This window comes from Franzmannia pantelleriensis, assembly GCF_900102875.1.
GTDB lineage: Bacteria > Pseudomonadota > Gammaproteobacteria > Pseudomonadales > Halomonadaceae > Franzmannia > Franzmannia pantelleriensis.
The window spans coordinates 338,186-353,639 of the sequence record NZ_FNGH01000001.1; the positions used below are offsets into that span (position 1 = coordinate 338,186).

At 63.3% G+C, this 15,454-nt stretch carries 15 protein-coding genes; 4 read left to right on the forward strand and 11 right to left on the reverse strand.

Translation table 11 applies throughout. The annotated features are described in order from the left end of the window. Positions 1-5: 5 nt before the first annotated feature. Positions 6-1,334: an MATE family efflux transporter gene (locus tag BLT16_RS01355; protein ID WP_089656713.1), complete on the reverse strand. Its 1,329-nt coding sequence runs from the start codon at positions 1,332-1,334 to the stop codon at positions 6-8. A gap of 61 nt (positions 1,335-1,395) precedes the next feature. Further along, positions 1,396-5,097: a methionine synthase gene (gene metH, locus BLT16_RS01360; RefSeq protein ID WP_089656714.1), complete on the reverse strand. Its 3,702-nt coding sequence runs from the start codon at positions 5,095-5,097 to the stop codon at positions 1,396-1,398. A 212-nt stretch (positions 5,098-5,309) separates the two neighbouring features. On the opposite strand from metH, the gene nfuA reads away from it, so the two are divergent. Next, positions 5,310-5,900, forward strand: coding sequence for a Fe-S biogenesis protein NfuA (nfuA, locus tag BLT16_RS01365; RefSeq protein WP_089656869.1), 591 nt, complete (start codon positions 5,310-5,312; stop codon positions 5,898-5,900). 80 nt (positions 5,901-5,980) lie between these two features. On the opposite strand, the gene BLT16_RS01370 is transcribed toward nfuA, so the two are convergent. Continuing rightward, complete coding sequence (locus tag BLT16_RS01370; RefSeq protein ID WP_089656715.1) at positions 5,981-6,946, reverse strand: DNA-binding protein; 966 nt, start codon at positions 6,944-6,946, stop codon at positions 5,981-5,983. Between the two features lie 211 nt (positions 6,947-7,157). Here BLT16_RS01370 and BLT16_RS01375 point away from each other — a divergent pair, with 211 nt between their 5' ends. After that, on the forward strand, positions 7,158-8,363 hold the full coding sequence (locus BLT16_RS01375; RefSeq protein ID WP_245701388.1) for a tyrosine-type recombinase/integrase: 1,206 nt from the start codon (positions 7,158-7,160) through the stop codon (positions 8,361-8,363). A 28-nt stretch (positions 8,364-8,391) separates the two neighbouring features. Further along, positions 8,392-8,820 carry a SufE family protein gene (locus tag BLT16_RS01380; protein ID WP_089656717.1) on the forward strand — a complete coding sequence of 143 codons (429 nt, stop codon included), beginning with the start codon at positions 8,392-8,394 and terminating at the stop codon, positions 8,818-8,820. A 9-nt stretch (positions 8,821-8,829) separates the two neighbouring features. Here the strand turns inward: BLT16_RS01380 and BLT16_RS01385 are convergent, their stop codons facing one another. The 8 genes from BLT16_RS01385 to BLT16_RS01420 all read right to left on the reverse strand — a co-directional run bounded on the left by BLT16_RS01385 (position 8,830) and on the right by BLT16_RS01420 (position 14,661). After that, on the reverse strand, positions 8,830-9,195 hold the full coding sequence (locus tag BLT16_RS01385) for a ribbon-helix-helix domain-containing protein (RefSeq protein WP_089656718.1): 366 nt from the start codon (positions 9,193-9,195) through the stop codon (positions 8,830-8,832). 110 nt (positions 9,196-9,305) lie between these two features. Next, the gene (locus tag BLT16_RS01390) at positions 9,306-9,890 is read right to left on the reverse strand and encodes a DJ-1/PfpI family protein (RefSeq protein ID WP_089656719.1); all 585 of its coding nucleotides are present in this window, start codon (positions 9,888-9,890) and stop codon (positions 9,306-9,308) included. A 74-nt stretch (positions 9,891-9,964) separates the two neighbouring features. Continuing rightward, positions 9,965-10,300, reverse strand: a complete 336-nt coding sequence (gene yidD / locus BLT16_RS01395) for a membrane protein insertion efficiency factor YidD (protein ID WP_422717908.1) — start codon at positions 10,298-10,300, stop codon at positions 9,965-9,967. Between the two features lie 11 nt (positions 10,301-10,311). Next, on the reverse strand, positions 10,312-10,752 hold the full coding sequence (hisI, locus tag BLT16_RS01400) for a phosphoribosyl-AMP cyclohydrolase (RefSeq protein ID WP_089656721.1): 441 nt from the start codon (positions 10,750-10,752) through the stop codon (positions 10,312-10,314). Further along, positions 10,749-11,186 (reverse strand): transcriptional repressor, encoded by a 438-nt coding sequence (locus BLT16_RS01405; RefSeq protein WP_089656722.1) that lies wholly within the window; start codon positions 11,184-11,186, stop codon positions 10,749-10,751. The genes hisI and BLT16_RS01405 overlap by 4 nt, the downstream gene beginning before the upstream one ends. A 59-nt stretch (positions 11,187-11,245) precedes the next feature. Next, positions 11,246-12,226, reverse strand: a complete 981-nt coding sequence (locus BLT16_RS01410; RefSeq protein ID WP_089656723.1) for an alpha-L-glutamate ligase-like protein — start codon at positions 12,224-12,226, stop codon at positions 11,246-11,248. Positions 12,227-12,230: 4 nt separating this feature from the next. Beyond that, the gene (locus BLT16_RS01415; RefSeq protein ID WP_089656724.1) at positions 12,231-13,733 is read right to left on the reverse strand and encodes a UUP1 family membrane protein; all 1,503 of its coding nucleotides are present in this window, start codon (positions 13,731-13,733) and stop codon (positions 12,231-12,233) included. Between the two features lie 55 nt (positions 13,734-13,788). After that, the gene (locus BLT16_RS01420; protein WP_245701390.1) at positions 13,789-14,661 is read right to left on the reverse strand and encodes an ATP-dependent zinc protease family protein; all 873 of its coding nucleotides are present in this window, start codon (positions 14,659-14,661) and stop codon (positions 13,789-13,791) included. Positions 14,662-14,871: 210 nt separating this feature from the next. Between BLT16_RS01420 and BLT16_RS01425 the strand changes: the two genes are divergently transcribed. After that, positions 14,872-15,420, forward strand: coding sequence for a DUF3833 domain-containing protein (locus BLT16_RS01425; RefSeq protein ID WP_089656725.1), 549 nt, complete (start codon positions 14,872-14,874; stop codon positions 15,418-15,420). Positions 15,421-15,454: the final 34 nt, after the last annotated feature.

Sequence of the window (15,454 nt, forward strand, 5' to 3'; positions counted from 1 at the left end):
AGCGATCAAATCGCCAGCTGCTGCCAGCGCCGCCGCTGCCAGAGCATCACGAAACAGAGCGAGTTGAGGCTGCGATAGCCCAGCTGCACCCACCAGATCCCTGCCAATCCCTGGTCGAACTCCACGCCAACCAGCCAGGCCAGCGGTAGAAACAGTAACCATTGCATCGACAGCGTGAGGGTCATGACCGTGCGGTTGGCCCCGGCACCCAGCAGTGCTTGAGCAAGCACCAGCGCGGCGGCATCGAGCACGATCATCAGTGCCGTCAAGCGAAGCGGCAGGCGGCCCATCTCGATCAGCGCCTCGCTGTGCAGGAACAGGCCGAGAACCCGCTCCGGCATCAATAGCATGGGCAGGGCCAATAGCGCCAGACAGGCCCAGGCGACCTTGACCACGTCCCAGCCCCAGCGATGGGCATCGCGGTAGGCGTCGCGCCCCATTGCCTGACCCACCAGACTCATCGCCGCCATGCCGAGCCCGACGCCCGGCAAGATCAAGAATAGCGAGAGATTCACCAGTATATGGCCAACGGCAACGCTCGAGGTATCCAGCTGGCCAAGAATCCAGAACAGAACGGCATAGCCGGCGGCGAACCACAGCTGCTGAAAGGAGTGCGGCGTTGCCAGGCGCAGGGTCGTGGTGAAGGTCAACCGCTGCGGCCAGCGCGACAGGAAACCACTCGCCGTGGCGTGACGCAGGCTCCATGTCAGCCAGATCAGGACGCCGACGAACAGCGACAGGCTGGTACCGGCACCGGCACCGGCAGGGCCCATGGTAGGCAGCCCCCAGTAGCCGAAGATCAGGCCAACGCTGGCGATGACGTTGATCAGGTGCATAACCAGGATGATGCGCAGGTAAATGACGGTCTGCTGGATGCCGTTCCAGTAGCCGCGAAAGCAGAAGATCATTGCTACCGGTACCAGCGAGATAACCCGCCAGCGGAAATACTCCACCGCGACGGCATTGACTTCCGGAGTCTGGTTGATCAGCGCCAGTAGCCGTGGCGCTTGCCACAGGCACAGCAAGGTCAGGGGAACGGCCACCAGCATGGCGATGACCAGGCCGGCATTGAGTGCCACGGCACGCCGCGACCAGACTCCTTCACCGTGGCGACGGGCGGTTTGCGCCTGCACCCCGGACGACAATCCGAACAGCACGGCGGTGACCAGAAACATCGTATAGCCGCCGATCCCGACCCCCGCCAGGGCGACCTCGCCGAGCCGGCCGACCAGGATGGCATCGATCAGATTGAGCAGGCTCTGGGAGAGCATCCCGGCGATGATCGGCAGCGCTAGCTTGAGGATGGTATGGCGTCGGGAGGGCTCGGGGAGCATGCCGGGTTCCAGCGAATGAATGGCAGGGCCCGCCGGCGACGGGCCCTGAGCGATCTGCGTTTCAGTCAGCGTCGTAGGAGAGTACCGGTGACAGCCAGCGCTCGAGCTCGGCGAGAGGCATCTCTTTGCGCTCGGCCAGCACCTCGACCTGGTCACGGGTGATCTTGCCGGTGGCGAAGTACTTCGACTGGGGATGTGCGAAGTACCAGCCCGATACCGCGGCGGCGGGCCACATGGCGAAGCTCTCGGTCAGGGTCAGCCCGGTATGGCGCTCGGCGTCGAGCAGGCGGAACAGCGTGGCCTTCTCGGTATGGTCGGGACAGGCCGGATAACCCGGCGCAGGGCGAATGCCCTGGTACTGCTCGGCGATCAACGCCTCGTTGTCGAGCTGCTCTTGCGGCACATAGCCCCAGAACTCCTTACGCACCCGCTCGTGCATGCGCTCGGCGAAGGCCTCGGCGAGGCGATCGGTGAGGGCCTGGACCATGATCGCGTTGTAGTCGTCGCCAGCGGCTTCGTAGGCCTTGCTGAGCTCGTCCACACCGTGGCCGGTGGTAACCGCGAAACCACCGATCCAGTCGGGCTTGCCGCTCTCTTTCGGGGCGATGAAATCGGCCAGGCTGTAGCAGATGCCGTCACGGTTCTTGGTCATCTGTTGGCGAATATGGTGTAGCCGCTCGATAACCTCACTGCGCGATTCGTCGGCGTAGACCTCGATGACATCGTCGTCGACGCTATTGGCCGGCCACAGGCCGATCACGCCACGCGCCTGGACGCGTTTTTCATCGACCAGCTTGGCCAGCATCGCCTGGGCGTCGGCAAACAGGTTGCGCGCGGCTTCTCCGACCACCTTGTCATCGAGAATCTTGGGGTACTTGCCGGCCAGCTGCCAGCTCATGAAGAACGGCGTCCAGTCGATGCGCTCGATCAGTTCTTCGAGATCGTAGTCATCGAAGACCTGAAGCCCGGTGACATGCGGTGCGGGTGGCGTGAAGCTGGTCCAGTCGGTGCGGAAGCGGCGCTTGCGTGCCTCGGCGTAGGAGAGGTCGGCGGCCTTGGGACGGCGCTTGGCATTTCGCTCGCGGACTTTCTCGTACTCCTCGCGAATATCCGCGACATAAGCCGGCTTGAGGCTGGGCGTCAGCAGGCGTCCGGCGACGCCCACCGCACGCGATGCGTCGGTGACGTAGATCACCGGGTGCTCGTACTGGGGTTCGATCTTGACCGCAGTGTGGGCCTTGGAGGTGGTAGCGCCACCGATCAGCAGCGGCAGCGAAAAGCCCTGGCGCTGCATCTCCTTGGCGACGTGAACCATCTCGTCCAGCGACGGCGTGATCAGCCCCGACAGGCCGATGATATCGGCGTTCACTTCCCGGGCGGTCTGCAGGATCTTCTCGGCAGGCACCATCACACCGAGGTCGATGACCTCATAGTTGTTGCACTGCAGGACCACGCCGACGATGTTCTTGCCGATGTCGTGGACATCGCCCTTGACCGTGGCCATGACGATCTTGCCCTTGGCCTGGGTGTCTTCGCTTTTTTCGGCCTCGATATAGGGAATCAAGTAGGCCACGGCCTGTTTCATGACACGTGCCGACTTGACGACCTGGGGCAGAAACATCTTGCCGTCGCCGAACAGGTCGCCGACCACGTTCATGCCGTCCATCAGAGGCCCTTCGATGACCTCGATGGGCCGTTCGGCCTCGGCACGGGCCTGCTCGGTGTCGTCTTCGATATGCGCGGTGATGCCCTTGACCAGGGCGTGCTCGATGCGCTTGTTGACCGGCCAGCTGCGCCACTCTAGGTCTTCCTTCTTGACCGCGCCAGAACCGTCGCCCTTGTACTTGTCGGCGATGTCGAGGAGACGCTCGGTGCCGTCGCTGCGGCGATTGAGCACCACATCTTCCACCGCCTCGCGCAACTCGGTAGGCAGGTCATCGTAGACTGCCAGCTGGCCGGCATTGACGATGCCCATGGTCAAGCCGGCGCGGATGGCATGGTAGAGGAACACCGAGTGGATTGCCTCGCGCACCGGGTTGTTGCCGCGGAACGAGAAGGAGACGTTGGAGACACCGCCGGAGACCAGCGCATGGGGGAGATGCTCACGAATCCACTGGGTGGCTTCGATGAAGTCCACCGCGTAGTTGTTGTGCTCCTCGATGCCGGTGGCGATGGCGAAGATGTTGGGGTCGAAGATGATGTCTTCCGGCGGAAAGCCGATCTCGTCGACCAGCAGCCGGTAGGCGCGCTCGCAGATCTCGGCCTTGCGGGCGAAGGTGTCGGCCTGGCCGTCTTCGTCGAACGCCATGACCACGATCGCCGCGCCGTAGCGACGACAGGCGGTGGCCTGCTCACGGAAGGCGTCTTCTCCCTCCTTCATCGAGATCGAGTTGACCACCGCCTTGCCCTGCACGCACTGGAGGCCGGCTTCGATGATCTCCCACTTGGAGGAGTCGATCATGATCGGCACGCGGGCGATATCCGGTTCGCCGGCGATCAGGTTGAGGAAGCGCACCATCGCTTCCTGAGACTCCAGCATGCCCTCGTCCATGTTGATATCGATGACCTGGGCGCCGTTCTCGACCTGCTCCAGGGCCACCTCGAGGGCAGTGGTGTAGTCCTCGTCGACGATCAACCGCTTGAAGCGTGCCGAGCCGGTGACATTGGTGCGCTCGCCGACGTTGACGAACAGCGAGTCGGCTTCGATATTGAACGGCTCGAGCCCCGACAGGCGGCAGGCCCGGGGACGCTCGGGCACCTGGCGCGGAGCAGTGTCACGCACCGCCTCGGTAATCGCCTGGATATGCTCGGGGGTCGAGCCGCAGCAACCGCCGATGATATTGACCAATCCACTGGTGGCGAACTCGGCGACGATGGCAGCCATCTCCTCCGGGGTCTGGTCGTATTCGCCGAACTCGTTGGGCAGGCCAGCGTTGGGGTGCGCCGAGACGAAGGTGTCGGCCTTGGTCGAGAGTTCCTCGAGGTAGGGACGCAGCTCTTCGGCTCCCAGGGCGCAGTTGAGGCCCACCGATAGCGGCTGGGCGTGACGGATCGAGTTCCAGAACGCCTCGGTGGTCTGGCCGGAGAGAGTGCGCCCCGAGGCGTCGGTAATGGTGCCGGAGATCATCACCGGCAGCCGCTTACCAAGATCGTCGAAGAGCTGCTCGAGGGCGAAAATTGCCGCCTTGGCATTAAGGGTATCGAAGATGGTCTCGATCAGGATCAGGTCCGAGCCGCCCTCGATCAGCGCCTCGGCGGCTTCGTAGTAGTTCTCGCGCAGCTCGTCGAAGGTCACGTTGCGCTTGGCCGGGTCATTGACGTCGGGTGACAACGAGGCGGTGCGCGAGGTCGGGCCGAGCACCCCTGCCACATAGCGTGGCACGCCGGTCTCGGCGGCGACGGCATCGCATACTTCCCGGGCCAGGCGCGCCGACTCGCGGTTCAGTTCGACCACCAGCGACTGCATGCCGTAGTCGGCTTGGGAGAGCTGGGTGCTGTTGAAGGTATTGGTCTCGATGATGTCGGCGCCGGCTTCGAGATAATCGCGATGAATGCGCGTCACCACGTCCGGGCAGGTCAGCGCCAGCAGGTCGTTGTTGCCCTTGAGGTCGCTGGGCCAGTCCTTGAAGCGCTCGCCGCGAAACTCTGCCTCGCTGAGCTCGGCATTCTGCAGCATGGTACCCATGCCGCCATCCAGGATCAGGATGCGGCGTGCAAGGTGCTCGTGGAGCGCGGCGGTAACAGCAGTGGGAACGGCGGCCATGGTGGGAATGATTCTCCAGCGTCAGGGTCTGCGGCGAGGGACAATTCTTGGTGGCCCACGCAGTCACGATATAACCGCGCATGGTACCAGAAAGCGTCTGTCGCGGGGCAGGGGCGACAAAACCGAGTATTTCACTCGGGATTGTGTCGACGATGACTTTTCCTTACCATGAAGGTATCCATCTGCCCATCGGTACCAGGACTGACGATATCATGAGCCAGAGCATCGAGATTACCGATAGCGCCCAGGAGTACCTCGCCGAACTGCTCGAGAAGCAGAACGTCGAGGGCATCGCGGTGCGCATCTTCATTACCCAGCCCGGCACCCCTTACGCCGAGACCTGCCTGGCCTACTGCCGCCCAGGCGAAGAGGAGCCCAGCGATGAGTTGCTCGAGCTGGACAAGATTCGCGTCTACCTCGACAAGCACAGCTTGGCGTTCCTCGACGAGGCGGTGGTCGACTTCAACGCCGATCGCATGGGCGGCCAGCTGACCATCAAGGCGCCCAACGCCAAGATGCCCAAGGTCAATGCCGACAGCCCGCTGGAAGATCGCGTCAACTACGTGCTCTACAGCGAGATCAACCCCGGCCTGGCGGCCCACGGCGGTGAAATCAAGCTGATCCAGCTAACCGACGAAAATGTGGCGGTGCTGGCGTTCGGCGGCGGCTGTCAGGGCTGCGCTGCGGTTGACCTGACGCTCAAGGATGGCGTGGAAAAGACACTCATCGAGCGCATTCCCGAGCTTTCCGGGATTCGCGACGTCACCGACCACACCGATACCAGCCAGGCCTACTATCGCTGAATGGTTTGCCCTCTTATAGCAGCACGCCATGAAAGAGCCGCTCTTGGAGCGGCTCTTTTGCGTGCGGGCAAGGCTGTTACTCAGTACGTGAAGGGCGGTAGCGTCGCCTGGGCCAGACGCGCTTCCAGCTCAGCTATGCGCTGACGGCTCTCTTCCAGCGCCTGTTCGCGGGATGCCAACCGACTGGCCAGCGCGTCGCTGCGCTGGCGCTCATCATCCAGCCCGTCCTGGGCCTGCTGACGCTGCCAGTTCGCCTCGCGCTGGCGGCGCTCCTGTTCTGCCAGATCGGCACGCAGCGACTGTAGCTGCTGGTCGCGCGCTTCGAGGCGGGCTTCCAACTGGGTCAGGCGCTCGGCGTGCTGCTTGTCGGACGCCTGGCGCTCCTGCCGCGAGGCATCGAGCAGGCCCATCAAGCGCGCTTCGGCGGCCTCGTGACGCTGCTCTTCCTGCTGTAATGCCTCGCGATGCCGCTCGGCCTGAGCCTCGAGGGCCTGGCGATGCGCTTCGGCTTGTTGATCACGCTGCTGCTGCAGCTGTTGCAGCTGTCCCTCGAGCCGCTGGCACTGCTGCTCGAATGCTGCCAGGCGTGACTGGAGACTGTCGCGCTCGGCCTCTGCCTTGGCCAGTCGCTGGCTGCGTTCATCGAGGCTGGCCTGTACCTGGCCCAGGTGGTCGGCGAGGGCGGCCTCACGCTGGCCGGCATGCTCGGCCAGCCGCTGGCTCTCGGCGCTGGTTTCCTGGGCCGCCTCGACCCGGCGGTCGGCTTCCTGACGATAGTGGGCCAGCCCCTCACTGGCGGCTTCCTCGGCCTTGTGCCACAGCTCTCCCATTAGTGACTGCAGCGCTTCGGGGATGGCCTGAGGGTGGGGCGTGGCGCGATTCTGCTCACGCTGCTGACGCCATTCGCGTAGATGATCGCTGATGGTGGTGAAGCTGCCGGTGCCCAGCACCTCGCGCACCTTCTGCACGCTAGGGGTTTCGCCTCGCTGCAGCAGGGCATCCACTGCCCGCTGTACGTCCTCGAACTGTACGCCGCTTCTTGCCATGCCGTGCTCCTTTCCTTCGCGCGCCGCCGACGCTTATCACGGCGCAGCCTAGCGCCGTAGGCGGCAAAAAGGAAGTATTTTATGTATTACGTTTTATGTAATTTACGATACGAAATAGCACATTAATTCATGATTACGAGGCTTATCTTGATTATAAGACGCGGGAACCATGATACTGAGTGCCAAGCACCAAACAGGGAGTGACGTCGGAGTGGAACAGGATCAGCTCGTGCCGCTCAACGGCTTGGTGGAACCACTGCCACAGCCGGCGCCGCCGAGGCATGGCGACGGCGTGCAGATCGGCGCCACCAGCGATATTCAGGCGGTCACGCTATGGCTGGCCGAGTATCAGGCCAGTCCGCAGACCCAGCGCGCCTATCGCAAGGAGGCCGAGCGGCTGCTGCTGTGGCTGGGCGAGCGGGCGTTGCGGCTGGACGAACTGCGTCGCGAACATCTCGCCGATTTCGAGGCCTTTCTTGGCGATCCACAGCCGGCCGAGCGCTGGATAGGGCCGCCACGGCCGCGCTCCAGCGCGGGCTGGCGGCCGTTTCGCGGCCCGCTGTCGCCTGCCAGCCGACGTCAGAGCCTGGTCATTCTGCAGGGCTTGTTTGCCTGGCTGGCGGACGCTGGCTGGGTACGCCACAACCCGTTTCGACTAATGCGCGACAAGCGCCGGCGCCTGGACAACCGCACGGGACGGATTGAGCGCTATCTCGAGCGACCGCTGTGGGACTGGCTATGGGCCTGGATCAACCAGCCCCCGGGGGAGGGCGCCAGCGAACGGAATACGCTGCGCTGGCAGCGGCGCCGCTTCCTGTTCGGCTTCGCCTATCTCCTGGCACCGCGGGTCGCCGAGCTGGCGGCCGCACGCATGGAGGATGTGTACCGCGTCGAAGGGCGCTGGTGGTGGCGGGTCATCGGCAAGGGGGGGAAGCTGGCCGAGATTCCGCTGCCGCCGGCAGCACTGACGCTGCTCGGCGAGTGGCGTCAGGCGCTAGGCCTCGTCGTCGAACCTGGTCCAGAGGACGTGGGTCCGCTGCTGCGCGGACTGGATGGCAAGCGCGGCCTGGGGGATAACCAGCTCTATCGACTGATCAAGTCGACGTTTGCCGAGGCGGCCGACGCGCTCGAGAGGGCCGCGGGTCGCGGCGAAGTGGCCGCCCCGCTGGCGGCGATGGCGCCGAAGCTGCGCCAGGCCTCGCCGCACTGGCTGCGCCACACGGCCTTGACCCATCAGGCCCAGCGCGGCGTCGAACTGCGCTACCTGGCCATGAGTGCGCGACACGCGCGGCTGGATACCACCGCCCGCTATCTACACGCCGAAGCCGAGGAGTGGCAACAGCAGGTATCGCGTCACTCCCTGGATGATAGCGTTTCAGCGAGCGGGGCGGACACGGGGGGCGACGGGCCGGTATAATCACAGCATTCGAGTAGAAGGAGTCATCATGTCAGCGCAGGAACCTACGCCGCAGGCGGCCCAACAGGCGCTCATCGACGAGTTTGCGATGTTCGACAACTGGATGGACCGCTATCAGTACATCATCGATATGGGCAAGCAGTTGCCGAGCTTTCCCGAGGAGTGGAAGACGCCCGAGTACAAGATCGAGGGCTGTCAGTCCAACGTCTGGATGCATCATGCTCGCGACGGCGAGCGCCTCCACTTCGATGCCACCTCGGATGCCGCCATCGTCTCGGGGCTGATCGCAGTGCTGATGCGTATCTACAACGATCGCTCACCGCAGGAAGTGATGGCCGCCGAACCTAGCTTCCTCGAGGCACTGGGGCTCGACAAGCACCTGTCGCCGACCCGCAGCAACGGGCTACACGCGATGCTGACGCGGATCTACGAGGTCGCCCAGCGCGAGGTGGCGTAGCCTGTAGCGCTAGGCCGTCAGCGGCTGCGAGTGCCGGCGCTCTTCTCGAGCCAGTATTGCCGCTGCATCCAGGTCGGCAATAGGCACTGCCGCGTCCGCCGGGATCTCTCCGTTGAGCTGCAGGGCCTGATAGCGCGCGCAGCAGACGCGCAGGAAAGATGCAAAATTGTCCAGGTCATGGCCTGCTTCGACGGACTCCCTCGCCAGGCGCGTCAGTAGTTGACCCAGGGACAGTCCATCGCGCCGGCCGATCTCCTCGAGCACGCCCCAGAAGAAGCTTTCCAGGCGCACGCTGGTACACATGCCATCGAGGCGCATGGAGCGGGTTTGTGCTTCCCACAGGCCGGGATCGGCACCCACGAAGAGCCTGCACATCGTCGTTTCTCCTTGCTACTCAGCGTGAATGAATGCCATCCATCCTTTGTAGCATAGTCCGACACCGCCGCCTCGACGAGGCAGCGGTGTAGCACGCGGAAGGGGGACGCTCACTGGTGCGTGATGCGGGTCCCGAGCAGGGTCAGGAACTGGCCGATCCAGGCTGGATGTGCCGGCCAGGCCGGGGCGCTGACCAGGTTGCCTTCGGTGATGGCGTCGTCCACGGCAATATCGGCATAGCGACCGCCAGCCAGTTCCACTTCGGGGCGGCAGGCCGGATAAGCCGAGCAGCGCCGCCCCTCGAGTACGCCTGCTGCCGCCAGCAGTTGGGCGCCGTGGCAGACGGCGGCGACCGGTTTATCGGCGGCGAAAAAGTGGCGCACGATGTCGATCACTCGGTCGTCGAGACGCAGGTACTCCGGGGCGCGACCGCCGGGAATCACCAGCGCATCGTAGCGGGCGGGATCGACATCGGCGAAGCTGGCGTTGAGCGCGAAGCGATGACCGGGCTTCTCGGTGTAGGTCTGGTCGCCTTCGAAGTCATGAATGGCCGTCGCGATGCTGTCGCCGGCCTGCTTGTCGGGACACACGGCATCGACGCGGTGCCCGACGGCCTTGAGGGCCTGGAAGGGCACCATGGTTTCGTAATCTTCGGCAAAGTCGCCGCACAGCATGAGTATGGTTTTGGCAGACATGGCGTGCTCCTCATTGTTAGTAGGTGCAGCGTCAGTCTGGCATGCGGATCGTTTGAGCAGGTGGTAGCCCGCTACTACTGCCCTGAGGATTTGTGCTCGGGGGCGACGAACTCGGGACACTCTGGATCGTCCTGGCAGAGCGCTTCGCTGGGACCGCCGGGAACCGGATCGATGCCCCCTGCGTGACCTGGATGACACTTGACGATGCGCTTGACGCCGAGCCAGCCGCCCTTGGCCGGGCCATGCACCTTGACGGCCTCGAGGGTGTAGTGCGAGCAGCTCGGCCAGAAACGGCAGCGTGGGCCGAGGAGGGGACTGATCACCCATTGATAGAGCTTGATCAACACCACCAGCCCCCACCCCAGCCCTCCACCCAGGCCGACCAGGACGCGCCTCGACAAACGTCTCAACAAGCGCATGATCAGGGGGTAGCGTAGAGGGTGTCGGGGTCGATCAGCGGGGCGCTGCTGACATGTGCCCGATCATGATCGATGGCGACATAGAAACAGCTGCGACGACCGGTATGGCAGGCAGGACCGGTCTGGTCGACGTGCAGCAAAAGGGTATCGCCGTCGCAGTCCAGCGCCGCCCCCACAAGCTGCTGCTGCTGGCCGGACGACTCGCCCTTGCGCCACAGCTTGCCGCGTGAGCGCGACCAGTAACAGACCCGCCGAGTGACGAGACTCTCGCGCAGTGCGGTTTCGTTCACCCAGGCCATCATAAGCACTTCGCCGCTATCGTGCTGCTGAGCGATGGCAGGCACCAAACCATCATCATTCCACTTGACCGCAGCCAGCAGCGCCTCCAGCTCGACACTGTGGCCGATGTCGGCGCGTTCGAGTTGCTTGAAAAGCTCGCTCACGAGGCACACTCCTCACAGGTTCCCAGCAGTTCGATGGTCTGCCGCTCGACGCGAAACCCCAGACTGCGGGCGCGACTCGCCAGCTGCGTGTTGACGTCGTCGAGATGCAGCTCCTCGACCCGGCCGCAGAGACGGCAGATCAGCAATTGAAAACAGTGGGCGTGCTCGGGGCAGGGGCAGGCGACGTAGGCGTTGAGCGACTCGATACGGTGCACCAGTCCCTGTTCGATGAGGAAATCCAGCGCCCGGTAGACGGTTGGCGGACGCGCCGAGGCGTGCTCCACGGCGAGCTCGTCGAGCAGATCATAGGCTTTTAAACCGCCGTCGGCGCTGGCGATCATCTCGAGCACGCGCCGTCGGATCGGCGTAAAACGCACGCCGCGTTGTTGGCACTGCTGTTCTGCCTGGAGAATCAGTGAACTGGCGTCGGACATGATAGGCCTGATTATTCAATGAGCCACTTATTCTACGCGGCAAGGACGTCGACAGCCACTCAGGCCGGACAGGGGATTTGCTCGACTGCCTGCAGCTCGCTCTGACGGGCAAAATGGCGCTGCGCCAATGCCACCCGCTCAGCAACGCTTACCCCCGGTGGCTGGCGCTCGATCAGGTCGAGACGCGGACGCAACCCTTCACCGTTGGCCATCTGAATGGCCAGCCCAGGGCGCGCATTGAGCTCCAGCAGCATAGGCCCCTGGTCGCGGTCGAGCACCATGTCGGTGCCGAGGTAGCCGAGCCCGGTCATCTCGTAGCATCCGGCGGCGAGCTCGAGCAGTGTCTGCCAACCGGGGATTTTCAGACTGGCGAGCTCATGGCCGGTATCGGGATGATCGGCTCGGCTGCGGTCGAACTGTACGCCACGCAGCGCGCAGCCGCTGGCAATGTCGATCCCTACGCCGACCGCCCCCTGGTGCAGGTTGGCCTTGCCGTCGGACGCCGCCGTGGAGAGCCGCATCATCGCCATCACCGGGTAGCCCTGGAAGATGATGACCCGGATATCCGGTACGCCTTCGTAGGTGTATTCGGACAGCGAGTCATCGAAGTTGATCAGCGCTTCGACAACGGCCACATCCGGCGAACCGCCCAGAGAGTAGAGCCCCGAAAGAATGTTGGAGACATGCCGCTCGAGGTCTTCACGCCGAAGGTGTGCACCGCTGGGCTTGATATAGCTGTCGCCTTCGACCCGCTCGATGACCAGGATACCCTTGCCGCCGCTGCCCTTGGCTGGCTTGATCACGAAACCGGGGTGCGCGGTGACCATGGCGGCTACCCCCTTGACCTCGAACTGGCTCTTGACGGTACCGATCAAGGCCGGTGTGGTGATGCCGTACTCCTTGGCCAACAACTTGGTCTTGAGCTTGTCGTCCACCAGCGGATAGAGCCGGCGATCGTTATAGCGACCGATATAGCGAATATTGCGCCGGTTCATGCCGATGATGCCCTTGGCCTTGAGCCGTCCCGGTGTGGTCCACATTCGCTCAATCCTCCGTGACCGGCTTGAAACGGCGCAGCTCCAGCAGCCGATAGCCGGTGTAGTTACCCAGCAGCAGGATCAGCGACATCAGGATCATCTGCACGCCCAGGAAGTTGAAGGTGATGTGGCGCACCCAGGGATTGTTCATCGCCAGGTAAGCGAGTACTGCGGTGAGCAAGCTGCCACCGCCTTGAATCAGCACCTCCTTGGGGCCTTCCTCCTCCCACAGGATCGACATCCGCTCGATGGTCCAGGAAAGGATGATCATCGGGAAAAAGGTGATCGTCAGCCCGGCGTTGAGGCCGAAACGGTAAGAGAGCACCGAGAAGATCGAGATGATGGCGATGACCGTTATGATCACCGCCGACACTCGCGCCACCAGCAGCAGATTGAGGTGCGACAGGTAGCTGCGGATCACCAGTCCTACCGCCACGATCAGCAGGAAGCCGATCAAGCCGGTCATCAATGTGGTCTGGATGAACGCCAGGGCGATCAGTACCGGCATGAAGGTGCCCGAGGTCTTGATCCCGATCAGCACCCTGAGCAACACCACCACCAGCGCGCCGATCGGGATCAGCAGGATGGTCTGGAATAGCGCCTGCTCCTCGAGGGGCAAGCTGTGGATCGAGAAATTGATCAGGGTGTCGTTGGCCAGCTGATTGCGCACCGCGGCCGCGGCCGGCTGGTTATGCTGGATCATCGAGAAGCTGATCCGCGAATTTGTGCCACCCTGTACCTCGAGCACGGCCTGACCGCTGTCTTCCCACATCAGCAGATTGTCGGGGCGTCCCTGCTCGCCGGTCACCGGATTGAACAGCGACCAGCGATCGTCATCGAAGACCTGAACCCAGCTCGACAGACTCTGGCGGCGCCGCCCATCCTCGAGCATCAGGCCGCTGACCACGCGGGCATGCACGCCGGCTTCGTTGAGCAGCCGTACTAGCAGCGGGGCGCGGTCGAACTGGTTGAGCAGCAGGCGGGCGTTTTCCCCCTGGCGATCGTCATTGAAGTCGCGAATCAGTTCACGGGCGAAGGTGAAGGGCGTCGCGGAGCGCTGCCATGCCCGCTCGATGACCTGGCTGGCGGCGGTATCGAAAGGGCGCTCCCAGACGACCTCCTGAAGCTCGGGACGTCGCGATTGAGGGGGGCGGGCATCTGGTGCTACCAGCAGCTGTACCGAGTAGTAGAGCTGCTGACTGCCCGCCGCCTCGCGGATCGACCACTCAGCGCGGCGGCCTCGCTCGTCCTCGAGGAAGGAAAGGCCATAGCCCGGGGAGGCGGTATTCTCGGTCAACACCCGGTAGCCCTTCTGGTGGGAAGGCAGCGCCATGTCGACCATGGCCGGCCCGCCTCGAGCGGTAAAGTTGACCTGGGCTTCGATCTCCCAGACCTGACGCTGTTCACCTGGGGTCCAGGGCACCTCGAACTGCACGTGGCGATGCACGCTGAGGGCAATGCCGGCGATCATCAATACGCCGACGAGTAGATAAAAGGGCAGGCGTGACATGCAAAATTCCTTGTAAAACGAAGGGGCTTACGGCCCGATCAACGACGACACCGGATCAGGACTCATCGCCGTTGACTTCGTTTTCATCGTCGTCCGTGGCTTCATCTTCACTGGCCTCATCCGATGGCCGGCCGCCCGGGAATTCGGGGCGTGGATGAAGGTAGGTCTCGGCGACATCGATCATGGCGATATCCATGATGAAGCGACGCCCCAATAATACAGGATAGTTGAGATGGCTACGGTCATTGAGCGTGAACTCGACCTGCTCGCGAATCGGGCCCAGCGTCATCAACATTCTCACCACTGGACGGGACTCCTCACCAGCTGCCTGTAGAATACGCACGCGTCTCACTACTGGTGCCTCGATCCACTCGTCGCGCACCCGGTCGACGACCACGGCGTCATCGCTCAATGCCATCTTGAAGCGCACCCAGGTTTCGCCGTCACGCTCGAAGCGGGTGATATCCGTCGCCGACAGCGACGAGGTGTTGGCGCCGGAATCGACCCGCGCCTTGAGATAGGTGCCCACGTCCGGCAGACCGATCCATTCGCTGCGTCCCAGCACTTCCTTGTTGTCCAGCGGGCTGTCCGCATTTTCGTCACATTGTCCCGGAATGATGACGGGATCATCGGATAGCAGCTCGATATCGCTTTGCAGATGACGTACCAGGCTGCCGACTTCGCGAACATCGGCGGTGAGTCGGCGAGTATCATCGGCGTGCCGCATCAGCCATTGCTCGTGGGTATCGCAACGCTCCGCCAGCTGCTGTTCCAGCTGCGCGAGCCGCGACTCGAACTGAGGCTGTGTCAGCGGTGGTTCAGGGGGAGGCTCGGGTTCCCCTTGCAGGAGAGCACATCCGCCAAGGAGTGCCGGCAAAGCGAGGGCCGTAACAGGCAACGCGCGTCGAATCCGCATCACAATCGACATGGGATAGGGAGAATCCTTGTAACTGGTCGCCCGATGATAAGGAGTGTGGCGGAGGGCTGTCCAATGGGTTTGCAGGCTTTATCTCGTCGCACAGACACAATTTAACATAATATATATTATGCGAACCCAAGGATGAATGCCTCTAACCGGCGAACCCCATGGGCAACTCGGCGGTCACAGCGATACAAATCTCATGCAATGGACCGTCAGATGTATAAAAAAATTGCACTGTGGCGACGCCACTTCCTCCTGCTATGGGTGACGCTGGCACTGACCGGTTGTGCCGGCGTCGACGTGGCAGACTACGCCGACACCGAGCCACGTCTCGACATCGCCGACTACTTCGAGGGCCAAACGCGCGCCTGGGGCATGGTTCAGGACTTTCGTGGCGAGGTTCAACGGCGCTTCACCGTGGACATTGACGGCCGCTACGATGGCCGAACGCTGGTGCTCGACGAGCACTTCGTGTTCGACGACGGCGAAACCGATCGTCGCGTCTGGACCTTCGAACGAATCGATGACAACCGCTGGCGCGGTAGCGCCAACGACGTCGAAGGCTCAGTGGATGCCGAACAGCGCGGCCACGCCTTCAACATGCGCTACCCGCTGGAGATCGAGGTCAGCGGTCGCGACATCACGTTCCAGATGGATGACTGGATGTACCTGCAGCCCGACGGCCGTTTGATCAACCGCACTGCGATGCGCAAGTTCGGTATCACCCTCGGCGAGATCACCATCGTCTTCGACCAACAGCCCTGAGCGGGCCCCATACACCGACGCCTCGCCAGGCGCT